The sequence below is a fragment of the Prosthecobacter vanneervenii genome (assembly GCF_014203095.1).
Classification (GTDB): Bacteria; Verrucomicrobiota; Verrucomicrobiia; order Verrucomicrobiales; family Verrucomicrobiaceae; genus Prosthecobacter; species Prosthecobacter vanneervenii.
Genome location: NZ_JACHIG010000024.1, coordinates 1 through 24,417, shown reverse-complemented (window position 1 = coordinate 24,417; position 24,417 = coordinate 1). Strand labels below are relative to the sequence as shown.

The 24,417-nt window shown below is 61.3% G+C and carries 24 protein-coding genes; 10 read left to right on the top strand and 14 right to left on the bottom strand.

Annotated features, from left to right (window positions below; translation table 11 throughout):
- Positions 1 to 212: 212 nt before the first annotated feature.
- Positions 213 to 1,433: a methionine adenosyltransferase gene (metK, locus tag HNQ65_RS26150; protein ID WP_184344766.1), complete on the bottom strand. Its 1,221-nt coding sequence runs from the start codon at positions 1,431 to 1,433 to the stop codon at positions 213 to 215.
- A 181-nt stretch (positions 1,434 to 1,614) separates the two neighbouring features.
- Here metK and HNQ65_RS26145 point away from each other — a divergent pair, with 181 nt between their 5' ends.
- The 4 genes from HNQ65_RS26145 (at position 1,615) to HNQ65_RS26130 (ending at position 5,885) form a co-directional block, all read left to right on the top strand.
- A complete protein-coding gene (locus HNQ65_RS26145; RefSeq protein WP_184344764.1) occupies positions 1,615 to 2,946 on the top strand; it encodes a sulfatase-like hydrolase/transferase in 1,332 nt (443 codons plus the stop codon).
- Between the two features lie 58 nt (positions 2,947 to 3,004).
- Entirely contained in the window at positions 3,005 to 3,889 is an 885-nt protein-coding gene (gene hisG, locus HNQ65_RS26140) for an ATP phosphoribosyltransferase (protein WP_184344762.1), read from the top strand.
- A gap of 32 nt (positions 3,890 to 3,921) precedes the next feature.
- Complete coding sequence (locus HNQ65_RS27080) at positions 3,922 to 4,026, top strand: AURKAIP1/COX24 domain-containing protein (protein WP_133796641.1); 105 nt, start codon at positions 3,922 to 3,924, stop codon at positions 4,024 to 4,026.
- Between the two features lie 71 nt (positions 4,027 to 4,097).
- The gene (locus tag HNQ65_RS26130) at positions 4,098 to 5,885 is read left to right on the top strand and encodes a tetratricopeptide repeat protein (RefSeq protein ID WP_184344759.1); all 1,788 of its coding nucleotides are present in this window, start codon (positions 4,098 to 4,100) and stop codon (positions 5,883 to 5,885) included.
- Between the two features lie 20 nt (positions 5,886 to 5,905).
- Here HNQ65_RS26130 and HNQ65_RS26125 read toward each other — a convergent pair whose 3' ends face one another.
- Together HNQ65_RS26125 and HNQ65_RS26120 are read right to left on the bottom strand one after the other, a co-directional pair.
- Positions 5,906 to 7,180, bottom strand: coding sequence for an MFS transporter (locus HNQ65_RS26125; RefSeq protein ID WP_184344757.1), 1,275 nt, complete (start codon positions 7,178 to 7,180; stop codon positions 5,906 to 5,908).
- Between the two features lie 75 nt (positions 7,181 to 7,255).
- On the bottom strand, positions 7,256 to 8,101 hold the full coding sequence (locus HNQ65_RS26120) for an NlpC/P60 family protein (RefSeq protein WP_184344755.1): 846 nt from the start codon (positions 8,099 to 8,101) through the stop codon (positions 7,256 to 7,258).
- A gap of 95 nt (positions 8,102 to 8,196) precedes the next feature.
- Between HNQ65_RS26120 and HNQ65_RS26115 the strand changes: the two genes are divergently transcribed.
- Both HNQ65_RS26115 and HNQ65_RS26110 read left to right on the top strand, forming a co-directional pair.
- Complete coding sequence (locus HNQ65_RS26115) at positions 8,197 to 9,609, top strand: caspase family protein (RefSeq protein WP_184344753.1); 1,413 nt, start codon at positions 8,197 to 8,199, stop codon at positions 9,607 to 9,609.
- A gap of 13 nt (positions 9,610 to 9,622) precedes the next feature.
- Complete coding sequence (locus HNQ65_RS26110) at positions 9,623 to 10,030, top strand: hypothetical protein (RefSeq protein ID WP_184344751.1); 408 nt, start codon at positions 9,623 to 9,625, stop codon at positions 10,028 to 10,030.
- Between the two features lie 9 nt (positions 10,031 to 10,039).
- Here HNQ65_RS26110 and HNQ65_RS26105 read toward each other — a convergent pair whose 3' ends face one another.
- Positions 10,040 to 10,861, bottom strand: coding sequence for a TIGR00282 family metallophosphoesterase (locus HNQ65_RS26105; RefSeq protein WP_184344749.1), 822 nt, complete (start codon positions 10,859 to 10,861; stop codon positions 10,040 to 10,042).
- Positions 10,862 to 10,923: 62 nt separating this feature from the next.
- Here HNQ65_RS26105 and HNQ65_RS26920 point away from each other — a divergent pair, with 62 nt between their 5' ends.
- Both HNQ65_RS26920 and HNQ65_RS26095 read left to right on the top strand, forming a co-directional pair.
- Entirely contained in the window at positions 10,924 to 12,354 is a 1,431-nt protein-coding gene (locus HNQ65_RS26920) for an N-acetylmuramoyl-L-alanine amidase (RefSeq protein WP_184344747.1), read from the top strand.
- Positions 12,351 to 13,787 (top strand): shikimate kinase, encoded by a 1,437-nt coding sequence (locus HNQ65_RS26095; protein ID WP_184344745.1) that lies wholly within the window; start codon positions 12,351 to 12,353, stop codon positions 13,785 to 13,787. The genes HNQ65_RS26920 and HNQ65_RS26095 overlap by 4 nt, the downstream gene beginning before the upstream one ends.
- Before the next feature lie 7 nt (positions 13,788 to 13,794).
- On the opposite strand, the gene HNQ65_RS26090 is transcribed toward HNQ65_RS26095, so the two are convergent.
- From HNQ65_RS26090 to HNQ65_RS26080, 3 genes are read right to left on the bottom strand one after another with little or no spacing between them, the layout of a single operon-like run.
- Entirely contained in the window at positions 13,795 to 16,461 is a 2,667-nt protein-coding gene (locus tag HNQ65_RS26090) for an ATP-dependent DNA ligase (RefSeq protein WP_184344743.1), read from the bottom strand.
- 45 nt (positions 16,462 to 16,506) lie between these two features.
- Positions 16,507 to 17,031, bottom strand: a complete 525-nt coding sequence (locus tag HNQ65_RS26085) for a hypothetical protein (RefSeq protein ID WP_184344741.1) — start codon at positions 17,029 to 17,031, stop codon at positions 16,507 to 16,509.
- Complete coding sequence (locus HNQ65_RS26080; RefSeq protein ID WP_184344739.1) at positions 16,995 to 17,222, bottom strand: hypothetical protein; 228 nt, start codon at positions 17,220 to 17,222, stop codon at positions 16,995 to 16,997. The genes HNQ65_RS26085 and HNQ65_RS26080 overlap by 37 nt, the downstream gene beginning before the upstream one ends.
- A 63-nt stretch (positions 17,223 to 17,285) precedes the next feature.
- Here HNQ65_RS26080 and HNQ65_RS26075 point away from each other — a divergent pair, with 63 nt between their 5' ends.
- Positions 17,286 to 18,659 carry an FAD-binding oxidoreductase gene (locus HNQ65_RS26075; RefSeq protein ID WP_184344737.1) on the top strand — a complete coding sequence of 458 codons (1,374 nt, stop codon included), beginning with the start codon at positions 17,286 to 17,288 and terminating at the stop codon, positions 18,657 to 18,659.
- Between the two features lie 6 nt (positions 18,660 to 18,665).
- On the opposite strand, the gene HNQ65_RS26070 is transcribed toward HNQ65_RS26075, so the two are convergent.
- Both HNQ65_RS26070 and HNQ65_RS26065 read right to left on the bottom strand, forming a co-directional pair.
- Complete coding sequence (locus HNQ65_RS26070; protein WP_221306307.1) at positions 18,666 to 18,872, bottom strand: hypothetical protein; 207 nt, start codon at positions 18,870 to 18,872, stop codon at positions 18,666 to 18,668.
- A gap of 67 nt (positions 18,873 to 18,939) precedes the next feature.
- Positions 18,940 to 19,179, bottom strand: a complete 240-nt coding sequence (locus tag HNQ65_RS26065; protein WP_184344733.1) for a hypothetical protein — start codon at positions 19,177 to 19,179, stop codon at positions 18,940 to 18,942.
- 86 nt (positions 19,180 to 19,265) lie between these two features.
- Between HNQ65_RS26065 and HNQ65_RS26060 the strand changes: the two genes are divergently transcribed.
- The gene (locus tag HNQ65_RS26060; RefSeq protein WP_184344732.1) at positions 19,266 to 20,462 is read left to right on the top strand and encodes an FG-GAP repeat domain-containing protein; all 1,197 of its coding nucleotides are present in this window, start codon (positions 19,266 to 19,268) and stop codon (positions 20,460 to 20,462) included.
- A gap of 4 nt (positions 20,463 to 20,466) precedes the next feature.
- Here the strand turns inward: HNQ65_RS26060 and HNQ65_RS26055 are convergent, their stop codons facing one another.
- The 5 genes from HNQ65_RS26055 to HNQ65_RS26035 are packed head-to-tail and all read right to left on the bottom strand — an operon-like array spanning position 20,467 to position 24,042.
- Positions 20,467 to 20,949, bottom strand: coding sequence for a hypothetical protein (locus HNQ65_RS26055; RefSeq protein ID WP_184344730.1), 483 nt, complete (start codon positions 20,947 to 20,949; stop codon positions 20,467 to 20,469).
- A gap of 9 nt (positions 20,950 to 20,958) precedes the next feature.
- Positions 20,959 to 21,888 carry a methionyl-tRNA formyltransferase gene (gene fmt / locus HNQ65_RS26050; protein WP_184344728.1) on the bottom strand — a complete coding sequence of 310 codons (930 nt, stop codon included), beginning with the start codon at positions 21,886 to 21,888 and terminating at the stop codon, positions 20,959 to 20,961.
- 9 nt (positions 21,889 to 21,897) lie between these two features.
- Entirely contained in the window at positions 21,898 to 22,533 is a 636-nt protein-coding gene (locus tag HNQ65_RS26045) for an adenylate kinase family protein (protein ID WP_184344726.1), read from the bottom strand.
- A 25-nt stretch (positions 22,534 to 22,558) separates the two neighbouring features.
- The gene (locus HNQ65_RS26040; protein ID WP_184344724.1) at positions 22,559 to 23,452 is read right to left on the bottom strand and encodes a glycosyltransferase family 9 protein; all 894 of its coding nucleotides are present in this window, start codon (positions 23,450 to 23,452) and stop codon (positions 22,559 to 22,561) included.
- Positions 23,452 to 24,042, bottom strand: coding sequence for a hypothetical protein (locus tag HNQ65_RS26035; RefSeq protein ID WP_184344722.1), 591 nt, complete (start codon positions 24,040 to 24,042; stop codon positions 23,452 to 23,454). The genes HNQ65_RS26040 and HNQ65_RS26035 overlap by 1 nt, the downstream gene beginning before the upstream one ends.
- Between the last annotated feature and the right edge of the window lie 375 nt (positions 24,043 to 24,417).

The following is a 24,417-nucleotide window of genomic DNA, read 5'->3' as shown; positions in this document are numbered from 1 at the left end:
GCTCCCACCATGCAAAGCGTTGGGTTTTCATCGACATGTCTTCTTGCCTCGATGCACCCAATTTGCCAATCGACAGGTTTTCAAACACGACCTAACGAGTAGAACCCCGGGGCCTGACAACAAAAAAGCCGCGCAGGGAAACCTGCGCGGCTTGATCTTTATTGAAGCTGAGTTAGCAGCCTAACAGTCGGCTGAGACCCAGCTTGTCAGCCTTACTTGGCAGCCTTCTTGAGAGCGTCGGCCTTGTTGGTCTGCTCCCAGGTGAGGTCGGCGTCGTCGATCTTGCCAAAGTGACCGTAGTTCGTGCTCTTGCTGTAGATCGGGCGCAGCAGGTTGAGCTGCTTTACGATGTCGGCAGGCTTGAAGGAGAAGACCTTCAGCACGGCGGCAAGGATCTTGTCGTCGCTGATGGTTCCGGTGCCAAAGGTGTCGATGTGCACGCTCACAGGCTCGGGATGGCCGATGGCGTAGGCAAACTGCACCTCGCAGCGCGTGGCGAGGCCGGAGGCCACCACGTTCTTGGCCACCCAGCGGCCCATGTAGGCGGCGCTGCGGTCCACTTTGGAGGGGTCCTTGCCGGAGAAAGCGCCACCGCCATGACGGCCCATGCCGCCGTAGCTGTCCACGATGATCTTACGGCCGGTCAGGCCGCTGTCGCCCTGCGGGCCGCCCACGACAAACTTGCCGGTCGGGTTGATGAGATACTCGGTGTCCTTCGTCAGCATTTCCTTCGGCAGCACCTTCTTGATGACCTGCTCGATGCAGAACTTCTCGATCTCGGCGTGGCTCACGTCAGCAGCGTGCTGGGTGGAGATCACGACGTTCACGATGCGGGTGGGCTTCCCGTCCACGTATTCCACGGAGACCTGGCTCTTGGCGTCAGGACGCAGCCACTTGGCCAGCTTGCCAGCCTTGCGGATGCGGGTCAGCTCACGGCCCAGGCGATGGGCGTACATGATCGGAGCAGGCATGAGCTCAGGAGTGTCGTCACAGGCAAAACCAAACATGATGCCCTGGTCGCCAGCGCCCTGTTCGGCGGTCTTCTTGCCTTCAGCTTCAGCGGCGTCCACGCCCTGGGCGATGTCCGGGCTCTGGATGGTGAGGTAGTTGTTGATGAAGAGCTTGTCGGCGTGGAAGACGTCGTCGTCGTTCACGTAGCCGATGCCGCGCACAGCGTCACGGATGACCTTGCCGACGTTGATCACTTCATCGATGGGCTTGGTGGTGCCGAGCTTCTTGTTCTGGAGCTTGGGGATGGTGATTTCACCACCGACAACGACGACGTTGCTCTTCGCAAAGGTTTCGCAAGCAACACGGCTCTTCGGGTCGATCGCGAGGCAGGCGTCGAGGATGGCGTCAGAGATGGTATCGCAAACTTTGTCAGGATGGCCTTCGCCGACGGACTCGGACGAGAAGATGTAGCTACGGGACATGATAAGGGTCGTGTGGGTTATATGGACGAATCATGATTTGATGATACGTCATGGAAGCCGGGAGAGTATTCCCCAAAGCCGGGGCGTCAATCCTGATTTGCACCCCCGGGAGTGGGGTCTGGATAGCTGGAGGCGGATTTAAAGACGCAGAAACCTCTCCGGCCGCACGTTTACGGGCCCAATGCGCTTTCTTCTTTTCTGCATCATTCTGGCTGTGCTGCCGGGTCCGGCCAAGGTCTTCACGAAACCCACCGTCGTTTTTATCTTGGTGGATGACATGGGCTGGGGAGATCCCTCCTGCTTTGGCGGAAAAGTGCCCACGCCAAACATGGACCGGCTGGCTGCGGGAGGCATGCAGTTCCGCCAGTTCTACGTGGCATCCCCCATCTGCTCCGCCTCACGCTGCGGCATCCTCACCGGGCAGTTCCCAGCGCGCCATCGCATCACCAGCTACCTGCAAACCCGGGCAGGGAACCGTGAATGCGAGCAGGCGGACTATCTCGACCCGAAGGCCCCCAGCCTGCCTCGCATTCTCAAAGAAGCAGGCTACGCCACAGCACACATCGGCAAATGGCATCTCGGCGGTGGCCGCGATGTGACCGATGCCCCCAAATTTGCGGCCTATGGCTACGACCTCGGCCTGGGCACCTACGAAAGTCCGGAGCCCGCCGCCGCCCTCGGCTTGAAGACAACACCGTGGGAAACCAAGCGCGAGCCCCAGCAGGTGGAGCGCCATGACCGCACCCACTGGATGGTGGACGAAACGCTGAAGTTTGTCCGTGAGCACCCCGACAAACCCTGCTTCGTGAATCTGTGGCTCGATGATGTGCACACGCCCTACCGCCCGGTGGAGGGTCAGGATGATCGCCCGCTGCCAGAGAAATACCGCGAGGTGCTGACGGAGACCGACCGCCAGATCGGCCGCCTCATGGATGCCCTGCCAGCCAATACTCTTATCATCCTCTGCGGCGACAATGGCCCCGAGCCCACTCTGGACCACACCCGCACGAATGGCCTGCGCGGCATGAAGTGGAGCCTCTACGAAGGCGGCATCCGCACCCCGCTCATCATACGCTGGCCCGGCACGGTGCCTGCAGGCGCAGTCAATGAAACCACCGTCTTCAGCAGCGTCGATTTCCTGCCCACCCTCTGCTCATTGTTATGGCTGCGCCCGCCAGATGCCGACCTGGATGGAGAATGCATGAGCCCTGCTTGGGAAGGAAAAACAATGCTCCGTGGAAAACCTCTTTTTTGGGAATACGGCCGCAAACCTGGCGAGGCTGGCAAGGTGAAAGGCGGCTTCCCCTACCCCAAGGAGCCCGGCTCCAAATCCCCCAATGTGGCCGTCAGTGACGGCAGATGGAAACTCCTCATCAATGCCGACGGCACCCAGTCCGAGCTCTACGACATCCATAAAGACCCCGCCGAAACCACCAACCTCGCCGAGACCGAAATAGTGACCGCACAGCTCCTCAAAAAGGCCGCTTTGGCCTGGCGGAAGGCATTGCCCTGAAATTTCCCCTCGCCAGCGGAGAAATTGCCACTAGGATGCGCGCCCCCTTACCCCAAACATGTCCGAACCGAAGAACATCCTACGCCTTGGCCTGCCCAAAGGCAGCCTGCAGGAGCCGACGCTTGAATTGTTCAAGCGCGCGGGGTTCAACATCGTCGTTTCCTCCCGTTCCTACCGCCCTTCCGTGGATGATTCCGAGCTGGAACTCCGCCTGCTGCGCGCCCAGGAAATCGGTCGCTATGTAGATCACGGTTTCCTGGACTGCGGCATCACCGGCCGCGACTGGATCGTGGAAAACGGTGCCGACGTCGAAGTCATCACCGACCTGCGCTACAGCAAGGCCACCTCCTGGCCCACCCGCTGGGTGCTCGTGGTGCCAAATGATTCCCCGGTCAAGACCGTCAAGGATCTTCAGGGCAAGCGCATCGCCACGGAAGCCGTGGAGATGACCAAGAAATACCTCGCCTCCCATGGAGTGGAAGCCGAGGTGGAATTCAGCTGGGGAGCCACCGAGGTGAAGGTGCCCGAGATGGTGGATGCCATCGTGGACATCACCGAGACAGGCTCGTCCCTGCGCGCGAACAAGCTGCGCATCGTGGACACGCTGATGGAAAGCTACCCCCAATTTGTCTCCAGCCGGCCCGCCGCCCGTGATGAATGGAAACGGCAGAAGATGGAGACGCTCGTGCTGCTGCTCAAAGGTGCGCTCGAGGCCCGCCACAAGGTGGGTCTCAAAATGAACGTGCCCGCAGGCAAGCTGCAGGAGGTGGTCGCGAGCCTGCCTTCGCAGCGCTCACCCACCGTCTCCACATTGGCCAGCCAGGAATGGGTGGCCGTGGAAACGGTCATTGACGAAGCCACCGTGCGGGTGATCATCCCGCGGCTGAAGTCACTGGGGGCCGAGGGTATCGTGGAATACCCGCTGAACAAAGTCGTCCACTAGATCAAAGCCAACCTACACAGGAGAACACAAACATGGGATCGCTCAAAAAGCGGAGAAAAACGAAGATCAACAAGCACAAGCGCAAGAAGCGCATGCGCGCGAACCGTCACAAGAAGCGTTTGCGCTACAAGTCGTAACCGCTAGCCTCTCCGGCATGGCTTCTCTCCGTAGTGCGATTCGATCACATCGGGACGCAGGGGGCTTTGTCATGCCTGATTGGCGCCTCACCGGCAGGGCTCTGCGGCCCTGCTGGCTGTTCGCTCTAGCCGCCCTTTTCAGCTCTCCAGATTCAGGCCATGCCGCCCCTGCGGCGGATCTGTCTCTGGGAGTCAGGGCGGCAGATGCATCAGACCTGCAGATCTCGCCAGCGGCCGCCACACGAGCGGACGTTATGGCGCATTTTAGTGCTGCGCTCCAGTTTGAATCCTCTGGAAAACTGCGCCAGGCGCTGGAGCACTACCTGGCTGTTTTCAAGGCCGATCCGGGGAATCCGGAGCTCGCATCCCACACCGCCGGGATAGCCATGCAGTTCCAAGGCCGTCCGGCTGCCATCAAAATCCTGCAGGATGCTGTGCAGGCCAGCCCGCGCTCTCCCGCGCCGCTGCTCAATCTGGTACGCTTTGCCAGCACCTACCCGCCCGAAGACCTCTTTGAAAAAGACGAGGTCCCCACCAAGGCGCTCGCCGAGGCCCTGGCCAAATTTCCCTCACACGCCGAAGTCTATGAGGTGGCGGTCATGCTGCACCTCACGCACAAAGAGCGCGACAAAGCCATCGAGGTGATGACCCAGGCCGCCAACCAAGACAGCCGCGATCCTCACTACTGGCTGGCCACTGGCCGTACCGCAGAGCGTGTGTGGCCGCTGGGACAGGCGGAGTACAGCCAGGAATACCGCCAGCGCGTGGAGCCCTTCTTTGAAAATGCGCTCAAAACCGCCGGCAAGGCCGATGCGGAGCAGATCACTCTCGAAGTCGCACGCCAGTACCTGCTGACAAACAACAACGAGCGCGCCCGCCAGCTTTGCGAAAAGCTCTCCGCCGAGCATCAGAACATCGAAGCCCGCAAGCTGCTATACCGCCTCTACGTCGCGGCGGAGCAGAAAGAAAAAGCGCTCGCCACCCTGGAGCAGATCGTCAAGCAGGCACCCAACGACGCCGAGCAGCAGCGCCTGCTGGCCGTGGAATACGACAAGCTCAAGCAGCCGGAAAAAGCCATCCCTCACCTGGAGGCCGCCATCCAGGCCGGTGGCGGAGAGTTTGGCGACTACATCAAGCTCGGCTGGGAACTCTACCAGACGCAAAAGTTTGAGGACATGATCCGCGTGGGCCAGCGCACCGCACGCCTTTTCCCCGATCAGCCGCTCGTCCATTACCAGCTGGCCATCGCCCACCGCGCGCGTGAGGAGTGGGCGCCCTCCATCCAGCACTTCGCCCAGGCGGAGCAGCATGCCAATGCCACTCAAAGCGAACTGCTCGACCACCTTTTCTACTACCAGTTTGGCATCACGCTGGAGCGCGTGGCCCGCTACGAGGATGCCTCGCGCATGCTGGAAAAATCCATCACGCTCACGCCACGCGAGGAGGCCAAGGCCGCCGCCAACACCATGAACTTCCTCGGCTACATGTGGCTGGATGTGGGCACCCATCTCGACAAGGCGGGCGAGCTCATCTCCAAGGCCAATGAGCTGATGCCCGACCAGCCCGCCTACATCGACAGCCTCGGCTGGTTCCACTACAAGAAGGGCAACTACCCTGCTGCGCTCAAGGAGCTCCAGCGCGCTGAATCTCTCCTGCAACCCGTGTCCCCCGAGGACGCCGAAATCCTCGAACACGTCGGCCTCACCCATCAGGCGCTGGGAGACAAGGCCAAAGCCCTCGACTACCTCGAACGCGCCGCCGCCCTCAAGACGCCCGACGACAAAATCCGCAAGCGCATCGAGGACGAGCTCAAGAAAATGAAGAGCGGCGCATCCAGCTCCGACACGCAGAAGAAGTAGATCCCGAAAAGATCCGACGACTACTCTTCCAGACGGTCATCGCTGTCGATAAACATCCAGCACACCGCCGCGATCACGTACGTGAAGGCTGCGACATACAGCACCTTGTCCCAGCTCTGATTCATGAGGTTCATCAGCCAGGGCACCGCCACTCCACCCAGCGCACCGCCAAGATTGCCCACCATGTTCATGCTGCCGGAGACTGAGCCCGCCAGCTTGCCGCCCACCTCCATGCAGGCCCCCCAGGCGCCCGGCATGGACAGGTCATTGAAGAAACCGGAAAAACCCAGGGCCAGCATGGCATAGACCGGATTTTTCATCAGCGTGGCCAGCACGATCATGCCGCCCGCAGCCAGCATGCCCAGCACGCCGAGCGTGCGCCGCGCCTTGCTCAGGCTGCCGGACTTGGCCGCCATGCGCCGTGCCACGACACCGCCGAGGAAGCAGCCAATGCCACCCAGGAATAGTGGCAGACCATTCAGGATCGAAGTCCAGGTGTCCTTCATGTCCATCTGCAGTTTCAGCTCCATGTATTTCGGCATCCAGGTGATGTAGAAATACCACACGTAGCTGATGCAGAAGTAATACAGCCACAGCAGCAGCACCGACTTGGTCGTGAGAAGCCGCTTCCACGGGATCGACGCATGACCGCCGCTCAGGTTTTTCTGCGCTTCCTCCAGCAACTCGCATTCCGCCGCATTCACTCCCTTGTGATCCTTCGGATTGTCCCGGAACCACACGTAAAAGCACACCGCCCAGATCACTCCCAGTCCGGCAAAAATCACAAACGTCATGCGCCAGCTCACAAAGCCCAGCACCCACACCACCAGCAGCGGTGTAAAGGCCCCGCCCCAGCGGGCCGCCAGCCACGTAATGCCCTGAGCCACGCCATGCTCGCGCTGCGGCAGCCACACGCTGAACATTTTGGCGATGTTCGGAAACCCGCCCGCCTCACCTGCACCAAACAAAAACCGGCATACCGTCATCGACGCCAGATTCCAGGCATAGCCAGTCGCTGCGGTGAATACGCTCCAAAACATCACCACGCGCAGCAGCACGCGCCGCGGTCCCCACTTGTCCCCCAGCCATCCGCCGGGAATTTCAAACAGCGCATACGCCAGCGTGAACGCAGAAAACACATAGCCCATCTGCGTGTCATCCAGCCCCAGATCATGCTGGATGAAGGGCCGCGCCTTGGAGATGCACACCCGGTCGATGTAATGAATGATGCCGAGCAGCACGGCGAAAACAATGACGCCGTAGCGGGTGCGTGAGGGTTGAAGGGCGGATTCCATGGTTGGTCGGAAAAGACGCGCATGCTGTCACGCAACTTGCCAATGCGTCAACAACTCAAACCATGCCCCCGACCTTTACGGCTCTCCTATCGTCGGATTCGTCACCACCTGGGCTGCGGCTTTGACGGCACGCGTCAGCACTTCTCGGGGCTGCTTGCCGCTCGGCACCAACTCATGCGCCATGCCCTTGTATCTCATCGGCTTGTAGCCTAGCGCCAGCAGCGCATCCAGCGGTGCCTGCTTCAGCCCGGGCTTCCAGTAGTCGGGACCACCGCCGGTTTCATAGTAGTAGATCCAGGTGTGCTGCGGATCATACCACCCAGCGCAGAGCACCACATGGCGGTGCGGAATGTTCAGCAGATCCCCCGGCTGCAGCTCCTGCGCGCTGGCCAGTTCGGTGCACACCGCCGGCAGCTGGCTGGTGTCATGCGCGGTGGGCAGCTTGAGACAGCGCGAGACAAACCCCGAGCAGTCCACACCCGCCGCCTGACTGCTCACAGCCGCATTGTCAGCCCGGCGCTTTTCCGGAGACGATACATCGCCACCTGCGCTTCCGTTCGCGATGGCCAAGTCAAACGAAGCCGGGTCATCATAGCCTCCCCACTTGTAGGGCACGCCGCTGTTCATCTCTCCCGGCACCCACCAGCCCTTGCGCTCCTTGTCCGGCTCATGTGTCACATCCGGCGTGTTCACGAGAATGCCCGCCTTGTCCTTCCCATGCAGGATGTTGCGCGCAAAGGGCCTCCACGTGTGACGCGTAAACTCCTGCGCAATCTTCATCGCCTCATCCGGCGTCACCTGCGACGGCGCGCTGGGATCTCCTGGTATGAGCTGTGTCGGCTCGTCGGCCTGCTTTTTCTTCGACATCGAATCACAGCCCACCAGGAGCAGCAGCATCAGGAGAGGAAAGGCGCGCATCATCGCGCGGATGATGCGGACTCTGCCAGACAGTTCAACCAATTGCTTAGTCCGCGCATGCAGTTGACCACCGGGCCGCTTTTTTGCAGACTGTCCACATGCCCTCCCGCATTTCCCACATCGGCTGCCTGTGCCTGCTGCTGGCGTTGTTTTCCCAGCACGCCGCTGCCGCGCCCAAGCCCGCCGAGCGCACCGCCCTCGTCATCGGCAATGCCAAATACGAAGCCGCCGTGGGCCCGCTGCGAAACACAGCCAACGACGCCAAAGCCGTGGCCAAAACCCTGCGCGATCTTGGATTCGCCGTGATCGAAAAACATGACGTCACCCGCGATCAGCTGCTCAAGGCCGTGGTGGAATTCCGCGCCACGCTGACCGGCGCTGAGGTGGGCCTGTTTTACTATGCAGGCCATGGCATCTCCGTGGCAGGCTCCAACTACCTGCTGCCGGTGAAGTCCGGTTACTCGCCCGAAGGGGCCGATGATGTGACGCTGCGCCTGCTGGCGGAAACCAAGCTCTTCAATGTCGAGCAAGCCGTGGCAGACATGAAGACCGCCGGTGCTCGTTGCAACCTCGTCATCCTCGACGCCTGCCGCACCACCGCCGTGGCACGCACCGGCCGCACCCGCGATGCGAGCAGCCCCGGCGGCCTCAGCGAGATGAAGCCGCCAGCAGGATCGCTCATCGCCTTCGCCACCGATGCTGGGCAGACCGCGCTCGATGGCGATGGCACCAATGGCCTCTACACCGAAGAGCTGCTCAAGCACCTGCGCACACCCGGCCTCACCGTGGAGCAGGTCTTCAAGCGCACCCGCGCTGGGGTATTGGAGCGTTCCAACGGCGGACAGATCCCGGCGGAGTACTCCCGCCTTGTGGGAGATGACATCTACCTCGCCGGTCAGCCCGCTGCCGTGTCAGCTGCTGCTCCTGCAGCCATGCCACCTGCCGCTTTACCTCTTCCCGAACCCGCACCGACACCTCCAGCCCCGGAACCGCCCACTTTGGCGGCTCTTTTGAAGCTGGCCCATGCAGGCAAATCGGCGGAGTGCATCACAGGCCTGCAGCAGATGGCTCAGGCCAAAGGCCCCGGCGACTACGCCGTCGAGCCCATCGAAGTGCTGCTGGACCGCGTGAAGGACGATCTCAAAGACGCCACCCAGTCATCGCCTGCCGTCGAGTCCAGCGCCACCACCTGCGAGCTTCTCCTCAATGCCCTGCGCGACTGCCTGCCGCCAGATCACGCTCAAAAGATCCCTTTCACCGCCAAGACCCTCAACCGACGTGGCGATGCCCTGCTGCTCCTTGGCCGTGCCGATGAAGCCCTCGACGCCTATAACGCCGCACTGCCACTCACGCCCGAGGACTCCTACATCCGCTACAATCGCGGCCGCGCCCACCTGGCCCTTGGCAACACCACCGAGGCCAAAGCCGATTTCACCGCAGCCGCGAGCCCCAAGTACAAGCAGCTCAAGGCCCGCAAACTGGCAGAGGAAGCACTCGCCAAACTCAAGTAACCCCACGCACGCCATGCCCAAGTCCTGGACCGAGAAATTCGCGCACCCGCCCAAGCCCAGCGTCTCGCAATTGGGAAAGCCCTATGCCGGCCATGGCGAAGGTGAAAAGATGCTCATCCCCACGCCTGCCGTGGTGGCAGCCTACGTGGCCGAAATTCCTCCGGGAGAATCCCGCACAATGCCACAAATGCGCGAGGACCTGGCCGCCGCTCATCGCGCTGACTTCACCTGCCCTCTCACCGCCGGCATCTTCCTGCGCATCGCCTCCGAGCTTGCGTGGGAGCAGCATCAAAACGGCGCACCGCTAAGCAAGATCACCCCCTTCTGGCGTGTGGTGAATCTGAAATCCCCCATGGCCAAAAAACTCGCCTGCGGCACTGATTTCCTCCTCAAGCAGCGCAAACGCGAAGGCATCGCCTGAGATGCGCATCTAGTCGTGCCATGTGCGCGCCACGCGCTCAATCTTCAGCGCCTTGCCCGTGGCGGGATCGATCGTGATCAGCGCGCCATTGAGCCTCACCGCTCCGCGCCCGACGCCAAAGCGCGTGGGCATCATGGTGTGAAAACGCTCCAGCACCGGCTCAATCTGGCTGCCGATCACGCTGTCCATCGGGCCGCACATGCCGGCATCGCTTTGAAAGGCGGTGCCCTTCGGCAGCACGCGCTCGTCGGCGGTGGGCACATGGGTGTGCGTGCCCACCACGGCGGACACCTTGCCATCCAGATGCCAGCCCATCGCGACTTTCTCGCTGGTGGCCTCGGCGTGGAAGTCCACAAAGATCACTGGCGTTTCTTCCCGCAGCTTTTCCACACAGGCGAGGATGGCCGGGAAAGGATTGTCCAGCTGCTGGTTCATGAAGGTGCGGCCCTGCAGGTTCACCACGGCCACCTTGCACTTCTTGGACTCCAGCACCACGTAGCCATTGCCGGGCGTGCCGGCAGGGTAGTTCAGCGGGCGCAGCATGCGCGGCTCATCCGCCAGATAGGATACGATCTCCTTCTGGTCCCAGATGTGGTCCCCGCTGGTCACCACCGCAGCACCGGCGCGCATCAGGCTGATGGCGATCTTGGGCGTGATGCCGCGCCCACCGGCGGAGTTCTCCCCGTTCACCACGATGAAATCCAGCTTCAGCTCCTCCTTGAGCAGCGGCAGCAGCACAGAGACCGCCTTGCGCCCCGGCTCGCCCACCACATCCCCGAGAAAAAGCAGCCGAAAGAGTCCGTCCGCGCTGTCAGCCGTGTTGTCATTCATCGTGGCGCTACTTAGTAGATGATGAAGGCAGGGATCAAGTCTAGGATGCACATAATATGATCATGAAACGAATGCTGTGCCGCTGCTCGCTGCCGGCCATGCTCGCGTCCGCTCTAGTGACGCAGAGCCTGGCTCAGACGATTGTGCCCGCGCCAGCCGCCACCGCTCCTGCGGCACCCGCAGAGATCACGCCCGGTCTGCCGCCCGCTGCCACGACACCTGCTCCAGCTCCGCAGGCAGTGGCACAGCCGCCTGCGGCCACGCCCCCGCCAGCTCCAGCCCCCCGCTGGGACCGCGTCAGCCCCTTGGGCACCAAGCCCGACTGGCTGAAGCTGCAGTCCTTTCACCACACCCTCTCCCGCGCCGAATTTGAGGCCGCCATCAAGGATGTTTACTCGGACAACTCCCCCTTTCAGCCTCCCTGGAAACTGGAGGCCGATGGCGTCGTCGTTCAGACTGGCGACCCGCTCAAGCCCGAGGCACGCATCGCCTTTGCCAGCGGCTCTGAGTCGCCAGCACAAGGCACCCGCACCTGGCGTGCAGCCGCCGAAATGCCCCCTCTCAAAGGCCGCCCCCTGCTGAGCGACATCCACATCGCCATCGACCCCGGCCACATCGGCGGCGGCTATGCTCAGATGGAGGAGCGCTTCCTGAGCTTTGCCCCCGGTGAATCCATCCAGGAGGGAGATCTCACCTTGGCCACCGCGCAGGTGCTGGCGGAGCGGCTCAAGGCCCTGGGTGCCTACGTCTCCCTGGTGCGTGACCGCCCAGAACCCGTGACCACGCAGCGGCCTGCAGATCTGATTGTACCTGCTCGTCAGCTCCTCAACGAATCCGGCTTTCCACAGCCACAGGAAAGCTACAACGGCCTCACTGGAGACGCCAAGATCCTCACCGTGCAGTGGCAGAGCGAAAAGCTCTTCTACCGTGTCAGCGAGATCCATGCGCGCGGCAAGAAAGTGAACGAGACCATCAAGCCCGACCTCGTGGTCTGCCTGCACTTCAATGCCGAATCCTGGGGCGATGCCAAAAGCCCGCAGTTTTCCCCGATGAACCACATGCACGTGCTCATCAACGGCTGCTACTCCCCTGTGGAGCTGGAGCAGCAGGACGTGCGCTTTGAGATGCTCAACCGCCTCTTCTCCCGCACGCACCAGGAGGAGCTGCCGCTCGCGGAGTCCGTGGCCAATGGCATGCGCCAGAGCACCGGCCTGCCCGCCTACGTTTACACCACGCCCAATGCACGCCGCGTCGGCAGCAACGCCTATGTCTATGCGCGCAATCTGCTGGCCAACCGCATCTATGACTGCCCTGTCATCTATCTGGAGCCATATGTGATGAACCACGAGGAAACCTACCGCCGGCTCCTCCGCGGACACTTCATCGGCCGCACGCTCATCGCAGGTCGTCTGCAGTCCAGCGCCATCGAGGATTACGTGCAGGGCATGGTCAACGGGCTCGTGTCCTACTACCAAAAAAACCGCCCGCTATGAAGGTGATCATTGCAGGCTGCGGATTTGTCGGCGAACGCGCCGCGGATCTCCTTCATGCCGCCGGGCATGAGGTCATCGGGCTCACCCATTCGCCAGAGTCAGCGGCACGTCTGGCTGCCGCCAAGCCCTGGCGCACGGAGTCCTGCGATATCTCCAGCAGCGCCTCCGTCAGCGCCCTGGCTGAAAAACTGGGCGCCGTCAGTGTGGATGCCGTCATCCACTGCGCCAGCTCCAGCCGTGGCGGCGCAGAGATGTATCAGACCGTCTATGTGGACGGCATGCGCCATCTTACCACCGCCTTCCCACGCGCCTTTCCGCTCTACACCAGCAGCACCAGCGTGTACCCTCAGGTGAATGGCGAAACCGTGGATGAAACAAGCTTTGCCGATCCCGATCGCGACACCGGCCGCCTGCTGCGCGAGGCTGAGAAAATCACCCTCGTTGCCAAAGGCGCCGTTGCTCGCCTAGCCGGCATCTACGGCCCCGGGCGCTCCTTTGTGCTGAAGAATCTGCTCGAAGGAAAAGCCGCCATCGAGGGCAACAACGGCCAGGGCCGCATCCTCAATCAAATCCATGCCGATGATGCCGCCGCCGCCCTCGTGCATCTGGTGACGAAGCGCCTCGCCGGCATCTACAATGTAGTGGATGACGCACAGATGACGCAGCGCCAGTGCCTCGAAAGGCTGTGCACCCTCTTTGGCATGAAGATCCCCGGCACGCGCGAACCCGATCCCACACGCAAGCGCGGCTGGAGCCACAAGCGCGTCTCCAACACCAAGCTGCATGCCACCGGCTGGACACTGCGCTACGCCAGCTACTTTGATGCGCTGCGGGACGACCCCGACCTCGCCTCCTCGATCCTGAGCCTGGTGCAAAACGGCGGCGAGGTCGCCCTGCACCGCCAGCCCAACATTGTGCTCATTGGCCTCATGGGCTCTGGCAAGACCACCGTGGGTCGCATCGTGGCCCAGATGATCGGCTTCCAGATCGTGGATACGGATCATCTCATTGTGGACAACGCAGGGAAGAGCATCCCGGACATTTTTGCCACGGAGGGAGAAGCCGCCTTCCGCCTTCACGAATCGGCCGCTCTCCGCTCCCTGCTCGGCAGACGCGGCTGCGTCATCGCCACCGGCGGCGGCATCGTCACCCAGCCCCGCAATCTCGCCATCCTGCGCCATCTCGGCTACATCGTCTGGCTGGATGCCGATCCCGAGCGCCTCGCCCGCCGCACCGCCGCCAACAACAACCGCCCGCTGCTCAATGGCGAGGAAGATCCCAAAGCCAAACTGGAGCGCCTGCTCAATGAGCGCAAACCTCTCTACAAAGGCCTGGCCGATCTCCGCATCCAGACCGCCGAGCTCACTCCGCAGGAGACCGCCTACGGCGTGATGGAAAGCGCCCGAGTCTTCTTCGCCAAACTGAAGAAATAACAGCATCTCACACGCTCACACCAGCCAGCTTGCGCGCGTAGGCCAGGGTGTCGATTTCTGCCGGGCCTTTGTCTCGCCGGATGGCCTTGATGCGCGGAAACCTCATCGCCAGGCCGCTGTCGTGGCGGTTGCTGGCCTGGATGGAATCAAACGCGATCTCCAGCACGATCTCCGGCGTCACGGTGCGCACTCGCCCGCGCTGGCTCAGGGTCGTTTGGGTGAAGTGCTCCGTCAGTTCCTCGATCTCCGCATCGGTCAACCCGCTGTAGGCCTTGCCAATGATGCGCAGGCTGTTGTCCGCCTCTTCATCGCGCACCGCAAAGGTGTAGTCGCTGAGCACATGACTGCGTTTGCCGTGGCCCTGCTCAGCCCGCACCACCACCACATCGAGTGTGGCAAAGGCCTTCTTCAGCTTGAGCCATGATTTGCCGCGTCTTCCTGGCGAGTAATGGCTGAGAGCATCTTTGGCGATGAGACCCTCATTGCCACGGCGTCGTGCCGCATGAAAGGCGGCCTCGATGTCATCTGCACTGGCCGCTTTCATCACCTCGATCACTCCCATTCCAGCAGGCAGCGAAATCGCCTCCAGCTTCGCTCTCCGTTCCGTCAGCGGCTTTTCCAGCAGCGACACACCGTCCTTCCACAGCACGTCAAACACCACATACTTCACCGTCACATCACTGGGCAGAAAGAGGTCCGCCTGATCGCGGCGGCCAAGGCGCTTTTGCAGATCGAAGAACGAGAGCTTCTTGTCCTCCGCATGCGCGATGATTTCGCCATCCAGAATGACCTCCGCCGACAGCGCTGATGCAGCCTGCATGATCTCAGGAAACTGCGCACCTACAGGCTTGAGGTCGCGGGTGTAGATCTCCACACGCTCTGCAGTCCGGTGCATCTGCGCGCGAATGCCGTCATACTTGTCCTCCAGCCAGACCTCCGCCGTGTTGAGCCTTTCCCAAATGTCCTGCGCAGTTTCTTCTGGAGACGCGAGCATGACCTTGATGGGCACCATCGGGCGAGGCTTTGCCTCGTGCAGGCTGTGTTTGCTGGCCAGCCTGGCTGCCTGTCCGATGTCTCCGCAGAGCATGGCAGCCTCGCGCACCGCATCTGCCCCCGCATCAAAAGCTGCGGCCACGGCCTCTTCGATCAGCCCTTCTTTGGAGCCCATGCGCAGCTCCCCCGTCATGAGCCGCACCAGCCAGGCCCCTGTGGCGGCGGTGAGCTGCTGCAGCCGGTTTTTGATCAGCTTCACACGCTCCACCTGCCCCCCGGCCCTGCTCAGCTGGGCGAAGAATGCGGCAACATCACTCAAAGAACACGCAGTTGGAGAAAGTACCGCACGCTGCAGCACCAGGAAGGCGGTGCGGCCCGTGTCTGCCTGCGAGCGCGAAATGGTGCGATATTCGGCCTCGTTCACGCCACTGAGTTCAATGAGCGCACGTTTCAGCAGTGACCAGCCTGTGTTCAGCGGTGCGTCACCGGTGCTGCCGGCGGAAAAGCGCGCCGCCAGCGCCAGCTCTTCCACATCTGACAGGCTGCGCAGCATGTCGGCCAGTCTTTCCACCTTCTTCAGTCGCGAGGCTACTTCGGCAGTCTGCGCACAAGCTTCCGCCCATTGCGCAAAGCTTCCCCGCCCCCAGTCATTGCTGCCGGTCTCCACCGCCGTGCGCAGCACCGGAGCCGCGCTGGCCAGCGTCAGTTCCAGCTGGTCTGCACGCTCCAGCGTCCAGGCCTCAAATCCGCGCTGCCGCAGATCAGCGGCAAATTCGTGCGTGTAGCCATGCACCAGCCAGGTGCAGCGCGGCTTCACCTCCTGCACTGTTTCGACCAGCTCGGGGTAGTCGGCGTGATCGCTAAGCGGAAAAATTTCATCCACCTGATAGCGGAACTTGGCACCGGGCTGCAGCGCCCAGCCGGTCATCATGGCCGTGCGACAGACCTTCAGTTTTTTGATGGCGATGGAGCGCCCGTTGCTGGGCGGGAAGAGCAGCACATGACCAGCAGCCTGCGCGGCGTCAAACAGGCGGTACTCCGGCAGCCTGCCCAGCAATGGAGCCACGGCGCGTGTCATGTCCCAGATCGACTTGTGCACCATCACCGGATGCCCGGCCTCTGCCAGCGCACAGAGGATCTCCTGCGCCTTGCCCAGGGAGTAGCCCAGCAGCACGGGAATGCCGCCGTCCTCCAGCGTCTCCTGCACAAATTTGAGCACCTGATGCACCACCTGGGCCGTGGGTGGAAAGGTGAACTGCGGCAGGCCAAAAGTACACTCCATGATCAGCGTGTCCGCATGAAGCAGCTCGCAGCGTTCTGAACTGAGCCCCTGGCGCAGCTTGTAGTCTCCGGTGTAAAGCAGCGTGGCGCCGTCTGCCTTGCGCGTGAGGTGCAGCATAGCGGAGCCGATGATGTGCCCCGCAGGCAGCAGCCGCAGCTCCCAGCCCTCCCACTCCACGGCCTCACGCATGGGCAGCACGCGCATCTCGCCCTCGCTCTTGTAACCGTAGCGGGTCTTCATGAGATCCCGCGTCACTTCGGAGCAGAACGTCATCTCATGCCGCGCCACATGGTCGCTGTGCGCATGGGAGATGAAAGCCCGCTTGCCAGGGAAATGCGGATCCAGCCACAGATCCGCCTCAGGCAGGTAGATCCCGTTGGGGTGGGTGACTTGGATCAAGGGGGGCATCCCATCCGATACGATAATGCAGGCCGCTCGGTCATCTCAATCCTCCAAAACCTCCGGATACTGCTGACGCAGAAACACGAGATCTGCCGCATCCTTCTCCCGATGCGTATTTTTCTTCATGCGCCAAAGCAGCCGGGGCGAGGCAAAGGGAATCGGCACCCCCTGCACTTCACGAACCACCACGTCCTTCGAGGCCTCTGCGTAGTCGATACCTGAAGCGGATTTCATGAGGTCTATGATGATTTCATCCGCAACGCGCACCACAGTGTATTTTTCCACTTCACCCGGCTCAAGGTGTAACACGGCCTTGTCTGGTAATATTTCCAGCGATTTGAAAACCTTGGCTTCATTTTCAAGCGCAGTGTCGATGATGACATCGACATCTCCGGTTTCGCGGATGTAACCAGCTCCGCGAATGGCAAAGCCGCCGACGATCAGATATTTTGCCCCATGCCGGTTAAGTTCGCGGCATAGATCGAGCAGATCCTCCACTGTAGGCTGGCGCGATTCCGCCCCCTCATGGGTTACGGTTTCGTGCGTCCCGTATGCTTCATCATCCATGCATGAGCCTCCTCGTGTGAATTGAAACGATACACCCCCTTCGGAGCATGCCGATAGGGAAATGCCTTTCGCCAGGCGATCGCGCCGGCTTTGTTGCTGTCACTGACTCGCAGAGGGTCGCGTGGAGGCACGCGCCGCCCCACGGTCTTGCCGATGAACTCCTCGACGTTGACGACAGGTCTGGGCTGCATGGAAAACAAATTAGGCGCAGGGCATCAAGTTGCAAGGCCGGGCATCCGGCCCCAAGAATGCGCATGGCCGCCCTCGCCGATCAACTCACCGCTCTTCTCGGACCCTCGCGTGTTTCTGTCACAGAAACGGATCTCGCCACGCACAGCACGGACAAATGGTTCGCTTCCAACCCGCCTGAAGTCGTCGTGCATGCCGAATCGGCTGCTGAAGTGTCTGAGGTGCTGCGCTTTGCGAATGCAAACCGCATCCCCGTGACCCCCCAGGGCTCGCGAGTGGGCTATGTGGGTGGCTGCGTGCCGCTGCAGGGAGGCATCGCGCTTTCCGTGGCGCGGATGAACAAGATCAAGGAGATCACCCTCGAAGACGGCGTGGCGGTGATCGAGCCGGGCGTCATCACCGGGCATCTGCAGAATGAGGTGCGCAAGCTGGGGTGGTTTTATCCACCGGACCCGGCCTCGCTCAAGGAGTGCAGCCTGGGCGGCAACATCGCCACCAATGCAGGCGGTCCACGCTGCCTGAAATATGGTGTCACGCGGCATTATGTGCTGGGGCTCGAAGCGGTGCTGGCAGACGGCTCCATCGTGAAGGCGGGCGGGCGCTGCCACAAAAACAAGACGGGCTTCGACCTCGTCGGACTCATGGTGGGCAGCGAGGGCATGCTGGGTGTGGTCACTGAAGCCACGTTGAGGCTGATCCCGCACCCGCCCATGCGGGCGATGCTTTCCGCTGGTTTCAAATCGTTCGCCGAAGCAGCCAATGCGGTGCAGCGCATCCTCGGGAGCGGTTTTCTCCCCAGCGCGCTGGAAATTGCTGACAAATTCACGCTGCGTGCCGCACGTGAGTATCTGGGCGCCTCCGTCACCCCGGAAGGCGATGCACACCTGCTGGTGGAGATCGACGGCCAGCCTGAGTCGGTGAAAGGAGAGATTGAGCAGCTTGCCAAGCTCGTAACCAGTCTTGGCAGCATCTGCCTGAACAAAGCGATGGGAGACGAAGCCTGCGAGGCTTTCTGGAAGCTGCGCCGTGAGTTCAGCTACAGCCTGCGCAACACCGGCCTGATCAAGCTCAACGAGGATATTGTCGTGCCGCGCGGCCGTCTGGTGGATCTGGTCGATTTCGCTGAAAAGCTGCAAAGCGAAACCGGATTCCCCGTGGCCTGCTTTGGTCATGCAGGAGACGGCAACATCCACGTGAACATCATGGTGCCCACGATGGACGATCCTGCCATCCGTGAGCGCGCCGAAGCCGCACTGGACAGGCTTTTCCATCAAGTCATCGCCTGGAATGGCGCCATCACTGGCGAACACGGCATCGGCGTGGCCAAAAAGCGCTGGTGGCGCGATGCCGTCTCCCCCGCCGCGCACGAGACTCACCTGCGCCTGAAGGCCGCTCTGGACCCCAATGGCATTCTCAATCCTGGAAAGTTTCTGGGATAGCCGGTGTCAGTTCGGCTCAGCTTCAATGGAAAGCAGCTCCACTTCGCTTTCAGAGACCACCACGAACCAGATGCGCACACGCAAAGGGGTTCCATCGTCGTGCAGAAACCGGGTCGATTCTGCCACACGAAGCCTCTGGGTGCCGGGAACCACCGGAAAATCATCAGCCAGTCGTGAAATGGCCCACAGGAGGCCTGAAAGTACATCATCCATCCTCTCTGTCTGACCCAGCTGAGAGGCCTGCCACGAATACAAGTCGCTCTCGCGTAGAGTAAACAGGTTAGACATCCCAACCGTGCTTGCGGATCAATTCGTGAGACCTGGCAACCGTTTCGGCACCGAGTGGCTGGTCCGAAACAAATTTGACCTGGGCAGGAACACCCTCTTTGCCAGCCCAAGCGTCTGCCACTGCCTTTCGCAGCCGCGCACCGGGCTGGGAGCGCCACCAAGCCTCCAGCACACCTCGTTCCTCCAGCGTGAGCTGGGAGATGGCCGATTGGATTTCAACTACGGTGGACATGCTGACAACTTAGTCCCAACGATTGGTTTTGCAAACGTCTCCCGTCTGCAAGAACATGCGCCTTGAGTCTGTTCCCTTCCACCACCATGACCAAACTGCTGATTCCGACCCTGCTGCTGGCGCTGCCGCTTTGCGCTGCTGATTTGAAGTTCAAAAAATACACGCTCACCGAGGAGTTTGTGGCTGAAGGCGCGCACTTTGCCGATTTTGACCATGACGGGCACAATGACATCTGCTCCGGCCGCTTCATCTGGAAGGGCCCGGAGTTCAAGGAGAGGGTGGAGTTTGCCCCCAAATTCGAAAAAGAGCCGTATGATCCGGCCAAGGGCTACAGCGATTTCTTCCTGACCTACACCTACGACTTCAATGGCGACGGCTGGAGCGACATCCTGGCCTACTCCTGGCCGGGCAAGGACACCTGGGTGTTTGAGAATCCGCAGAACAAGGGCGGTGAATGGAAGCGCACCACCATCTTTGATGTCACTGACAATGAGTCCCCTGACTTCAAGGACCTGAACGGCGACGGCAAGCCGGAGCTGATCTGCCACACCGGCGGGCAGCTGGGCTATGCTGAGATCGACTGGAAAAATCCGCTCGGAAAAGCCCGTTTCCGCCCGATTACGCCGAAGTCTCCCGAAAACGACAAGAAGTACTTCCGCTACACCCACGGCTACGGCGTGGGCGATGTGAATGGCGACGGCCGCCCGGACATCCTGGACAAGGAAGGCTGGCGCGAGCAGCCCGCTGACACCAAGGCCGACAGTGACTGGGTTTTCCACCCGCAGCTGTTTACGGTTCCTGGAGGCCGTGGCGGCTCCTTCATTCTCGTTTATGACGTGAATGGTGATGGCCGCAACGATGTGATCACCAGCTACGACGCGCATGGCTACGGTTTCGGCTGGTTTGAGCAGAAGGCGGACGGCACCTTTGCCGAGCACAAGCTGATGGGCGCCACGCTGGAAGAGAGCCCGGCGGGCGTGAAATTCAGCCAGCTTCACGCGATGCAGCTTGCTGACATGAATGGCGACGGCGTGCTGGATATTGTCACTGGCAAGCGCCGCTGGGCTCACGGCCCGCTGAAGGACGACGAACCGAACGCCGCTCCGGTGCTCTACTGGTTTGAGATCAAACGCGAAGGCGGCGAAGCCAAAATCATTCCCCATCAGATCGACGACAACAGCGGCGTAGGTACCCAGGTGACCCCCGGCGATGTGAACAAAGACGGCAAAATGGACGTCGTTGTTGGCAACAAGAAGGGCGTGTTTGTCTTCCTGCAGGAGTAAAATCCTAGGAATCAGAAAGCCGAATCAGGCATCGCATAGCCTGGCGATCGATCCAAACTTGAGTCACGGGGCTTCTATCAGGCTCCGTGTCTTCATAGTATTCAGCATCCGAAACATCCAGATTCCACCTGCTTGGTGCGTCTAACGTCGAAGCATGACTGGTCAGCTTTTTCAGCGACAACGCCTTTACAAGCGATTCCGGAAAATCTGGCTCAGTGTATGAAAACGCAAACAGGTCAATGAAATCACCATTGAAATGTGATGAGATGCTTGCGTGAAGGTCATGTACTTTAGAGGCCGATATGCCTGTATTTTGCTCAAACGCCTCCTTCGTGTAAGTGGAATCCGGCAGATCCAAAGCCGGCACATAAAAGTACAAAAGGCAGTAGAAAATCAGTGCCGCGAAACACAAGTTGGCAACAACATACACCTTGACCCGCCAAGAGGATGTGGGCGGTGCTGATGAATCAATTTCCGCCTCATTCATATCTTTAAACTACCCCAGCAAGTCCCCAGCCTGCAGGGGATGGCCGCGGAGGAAATCGGCGGCGGGAAGGCGTTTGCCGCCTTCGATTTGGACCTCGGTGAGGTTTAAGAGGCCGGTTCCGCAACTGACGAGGATTCCTTCGGCATTGGCGCGCACGATGGTGCCGGGTGCGGGGCAGGCATCGGCGGCGGGGAGTGCCTGTGCGCGGTGGATTTTCATCTGCGTTTCCTTCAAAAGACAGGAGGTGCCGGGCCAGGGAGTGAAGGCGCGGATGAGGCGGTCGAGTTCCACCGCAGGGCGTTTCCAGTCGAGGCGGCCGTCCTGGCGCGTGAGTTTGCGCACATGGGTAGCTTTGGAGTCATCCTGCTTCTCGCGGGGTGGATTGCCACTGGCGAGGAGGTCCAAGGCTTCTTCGAGCGCGGCGGGGGCCTGAAGGGCCAGTCTGTCATGAAGACTGCCGCCCGTTTCATCGGCTGCGATGGGAGTGCGCTTCATCAACAGGATGTCGCCGGTGTCGAGTCCTTCATCCATGAACATGATGGTGACACCTGTTTCCGTATCGCCATCGCGAATGGCGGCCTGGATGGGGGCGGCACCGCGATGGCGGGGCAGCAAGGAGGTGTGCACATTGAGGCAACCGAGTGGCGGCACGTCGAGAACGGCACGGGATAGAATCTGGCCGTAGGCGATGACAACGGCGACATCGGCATTGAAAGCCTTCAGCTCCTCCACGGCGTGGCGGATCTTGAGGGGCTGCATGACGGTGATCCCGGCTGCAAGGGCACGCACCTTGACCTGCGGCGGAGTGAGCACCTGCTTGCGGCCGACGGGTTTGTCGGGCTGGGTGACGACTCCTACCACCTGGTGCTTGGGCGTGCTGAGAAGCCACTCCAGGGATGGAAGGCCGATGTCTCCGGTGCCGATGAAAAGAACGCGCATCGGGTGCGGTTAAACCTTCATCTTTTCCAGTTCCTTCCACTCCTTGAGCTCCATGACACCGCCAATGATGTCGTAGAGGACCTTGGCGGGGGCCTGGCTGGCATCGATGTCGAGGATGCGGTCGCCGGCATAGTATTCCAGAATGGGCTTGGTTTCGGCCTCATAGGTGGCGAAACGCTGCTGGATGACGCTTTCGTTGGCGTCGTCAAAGCGATTGTCCTTGAGGGCGCGTTTGCGCAGGCGGCGGGCAAGTTCGGTGCGGTCAGGGCAGGAAAGGTGGAAAACCTTCAAGACTTCGATGTGGGGCTCCATGTATTTGGCCTGCTCCACGTTGCGTGGAATGCCATCCAGCACCAGGAAGTCGATCTCGGGTTTGAACATGTGGGCGTCGATGCGCTGCTTGAGGTTGGCGTGCCAGAGCTGGACGGTGACATCATCTGGCACGAGTTCGCCACGGCTGGAATATTCGACAAATTTCTGTCCGATGGGGGTACGAGTGTCGAGAGAGCGGAACACATCGCCGCATGCCAGATGATGGAAGCGTGGGATGGAACCGAGCACCTTTCCTTGCGTTCCCTTGCCGCTGCCGGGCGCGCCGAGAATGAGAAAGGCTTTGATGCGTTCTTGTGGAAAATGGTCGGACATGATTTTGTGGGGGAGAACTAGCACGTTACGAATTCGCAACAACTTGCGCGGCTGCCAATTTCACCTGTTCGACCGATAAAAAGGTCAGATCTTGTGTCGAATTCCGCAAAACTCGTACCCAAGGCTGCGGCGGGGCCCAGATGGCGGGGTCGGTGGGGCCAAAAAGGAGGAGGGAGGGGACGCCACAGGCGGCGGCGAGATGGGAGATGCCGCTGTCATGGCCGAGGAAGGCGGTGCAGGTGGCGAGGCGGGTGGCGAGTTCGGGGAGGGGCAGCGCGTGCCAGCAGTCGCGGCCGGTGGGCTGGGTGCCGCGCTCGGCTTCGGCCTCGCCCGTGATGAAGATAACCTCCTGGGTGCCGAGGGATTCGGCGACCTGCTGCCAGCGGTCGAGGGGCCAGTTTTTCTTTTCGGAGCCGCTGCCGACATGGATGGCGATGCGCGGCTGGGAGTGAGGGCGGGGTTCGAAATGGGCGCGGAGGAGGTGCACGTCCTCCAGGAACATGGCGATTTTTTCGAGACCGCGCGCGAGCTGGCGGGAGGCGTGAGGGCCGCCGGGCTGGACGATGGGGGAGCACTCGATGAGAGTTTTGACGCCAATGCGCTCCATGCTGGCGCGGAAGAGGCCGTCGGGGTCGTAGAGGAAGGAGACGACGAGATTGAAGCTGCGGAGGTGCTCTGCCAAGGCGTCGTCAATGGGGGCGGTCTTGGCGAAGAGCGGGGCCATGGTGCGGTGCTCCAGGCTGCGGATGGAGTCGGCGAGGCCGGCGCTGCGGGCGAGTTCGGCGATGGCGGGATAGCCGAGGACCTCGATGTGGCTGTCCGCGATCATGTCGCGCAGGAGGCGCAGGACGGGCAGCGTGAGGATGAAATCCCCTATCGCTCCGCCACGAATGACGAGGATACGAGGCTGGGTGGGCATCAGTAAAACAGGATGGCCGCGATGAGCAGGACCACGCCGTAGCCGATGCCGCCGTAAACGGCGAGATTCCAGCGCTGGGGCTTGGCGAGGAGAGCATTGACCCAGTCGCGCATGAGGAAGGGCATGCCGATGAAGAACATGCCGACGATGATCCAGACGTAGGCGAGGATGGGGAGGAGCAGGCGGCTGGTCTGCGGCTGAAGGAAGGCGGCGGTGAGGACGGGCCCGGCGACGAGGAGCATGAGGGAGCCGAGAGCGCGAACGGCGAGGAATTCCTTCATGTAGAAGAGGACGGCGAAGTAGCCGCCGGCGACGATGTACATGAAATTGGACCGCATGGTGAAGAACTCGCCCATGTCCATGTTGGCGAGCATGAACTCGGCCCAGAGGAAGTCGATGGTGAGAAGGATGGCGCCCCAGATGTAGGTGCGGGGAAAGGCTTTGAGGAAGGCCTGGGTCTTGTCCTTGTTTTTGAGGGCCCAGACGTGAGAGGCGATGAGGCCGAGCGCGACGACGATGCCGGTGCCCTTGAGCGGAATGCCGCCGGTGGGGGCCTGGTGGTAGAGGTAATCGTAGAGATCAGCAAACATGCGGCGAGGGCGGGAAAACGGGCGGCATAGGTGGCGCAGGGCGTGCTGGTGCGCAAACCCGTTGTTGAGATGCTCGGCGGAGGCTGGAGGACCATCCACCCTACCACGCGCATGTCCAGCACAGGACTGGCTGAAGGCTTTTTGCATGCCCCCGATATGCGTGTGTTTCTGGTCCGGTGAGAGCACAATAGCAAGCCGTGCGGCTTCGGCCCCCTTTTGAATGCTGCTGGGTATGTGGGGGAGTTTGGGTGGTCATCACGCGCTGTTCGACGGGCAGGAGTGCCAGTAGTGTTCGGCACTGGGAGTGCTTTCGAGCGGGAAGCAAAGAACCATGGCGCGGCATTTTGGCGACGCAGAGATTGGCAAAAGAGCTTC

What these genes read in the sequence shown, in the direction of transcription:
- metK (WP_184344766.1), bottom strand. Translation starts at nt 1,433, where the DNA reads ATGTCCCGTAGCTACATCTTCTCGTCCGAGTCCGTCGGCGAAGGCCAT.
- HNQ65_RS26145 (WP_184344764.1), top strand. Translation starts at nt 1,615, where the DNA reads ATGCGCTTTCTTCTTTTCTGCATCATTCTGGCTGTGCTGCCGGGTCCG.
- hisG (WP_184344762.1), top strand. Translation starts at nt 3,005, where the DNA reads ATGTCCGAACCGAAGAACATCCTACGCCTTGGCCTGCCCAAAGGCAGC.
- HNQ65_RS27080 (WP_133796641.1), top strand. Translation starts at nt 3,922, where the DNA reads ATGGGATCGCTCAAAAAGCGGAGAAAAACGAAGATCAACAAGCACAAG.
- HNQ65_RS26130 (WP_184344759.1), top strand. Translation starts at nt 4,098, where the DNA reads ATGCCTGATTGGCGCCTCACCGGCAGGGCTCTGCGGCCCTGCTGGCTG.
- HNQ65_RS26125 (WP_184344757.1), bottom strand. Translation starts at nt 7,180, where the DNA reads ATGGAATCCGCCCTTCAACCCTCACGCACCCGCTACGGCGTCATTGTT.
- HNQ65_RS26120 (WP_184344755.1), bottom strand. Translation starts at nt 8,101, where the DNA reads ATGATGCGCGCCTTTCCTCTCCTGATGCTGCTGCTCCTGGTGGGCTGT.
- HNQ65_RS26115 (WP_184344753.1), top strand. Translation starts at nt 8,197, where the DNA reads ATGCCCTCCCGCATTTCCCACATCGGCTGCCTGTGCCTGCTGCTGGCG.
- HNQ65_RS26110 (WP_184344751.1), top strand. Translation starts at nt 9,623, where the DNA reads ATGCCCAAGTCCTGGACCGAGAAATTCGCGCACCCGCCCAAGCCCAGC.
- HNQ65_RS26105 (WP_184344749.1), bottom strand. Translation starts at nt 10,861, where the DNA reads ATGAATGACAACACGGCTGACAGCGCGGACGGACTCTTTCGGCTGCTT.
- HNQ65_RS26920 (WP_184344747.1), top strand. Translation starts at nt 10,924, where the DNA reads ATGAAACGAATGCTGTGCCGCTGCTCGCTGCCGGCCATGCTCGCGTCC.
- HNQ65_RS26095 (WP_184344745.1), top strand. Translation starts at nt 12,351, where the DNA reads ATGAAGGTGATCATTGCAGGCTGCGGATTTGTCGGCGAACGCGCCGCG.
- HNQ65_RS26085 (WP_184344741.1), bottom strand. Translation starts at nt 17,031, where the DNA reads ATGGATGATGAAGCATACGGGACGCACGAAACCGTAACCCATGAGGGG.
- HNQ65_RS26080 (WP_184344739.1), bottom strand. Translation starts at nt 17,222, where the DNA reads ATGCAGCCCAGACCTGTCGTCAACGTCGAGGAGTTCATCGGCAAGACC.
- HNQ65_RS26075 (WP_184344737.1), top strand. Translation starts at nt 17,286, where the DNA reads ATGGCCGCCCTCGCCGATCAACTCACCGCTCTTCTCGGACCCTCGCGT.
- HNQ65_RS26070 (WP_221306307.1), bottom strand. Translation starts at nt 18,872, where the DNA reads ATGGATGATGTACTTTCAGGCCTCCTGTGGGCCATTTCACGACTGGCT.
- HNQ65_RS26065 (WP_184344733.1), bottom strand. Translation starts at nt 19,179, where the DNA reads ATGTCCACCGTAGTTGAAATCCAATCGGCCATCTCCCAGCTCACGCTG.
- HNQ65_RS26060 (WP_184344732.1), top strand. Translation starts at nt 19,266, where the DNA reads ATGACCAAACTGCTGATTCCGACCCTGCTGCTGGCGCTGCCGCTTTGC.
- HNQ65_RS26055 (WP_184344730.1), bottom strand. Translation starts at nt 20,949, where the DNA reads ATGAATGAGGCGGAAATTGATTCATCAGCACCGCCCACATCCTCTTGG.
- fmt (WP_184344728.1), bottom strand. Translation starts at nt 21,888, where the DNA reads ATGCGCGTTCTTTTCATCGGCACCGGAGACATCGGCCTTCCATCCCTG.
- HNQ65_RS26045 (WP_184344726.1), bottom strand. Translation starts at nt 22,533, where the DNA reads ATGTCCGACCATTTTCCACAAGAACGCATCAAAGCCTTTCTCATTCTC.
- HNQ65_RS26040 (WP_184344724.1), bottom strand. Translation starts at nt 23,452, where the DNA reads ATGCCCACCCAGCCTCGTATCCTCGTCATTCGTGGCGGAGCGATAGGG.
- HNQ65_RS26035 (WP_184344722.1), bottom strand. Translation starts at nt 24,042, where the DNA reads ATGTTTGCTGATCTCTACGATTACCTCTACCACCAGGCCCCCACCGGC.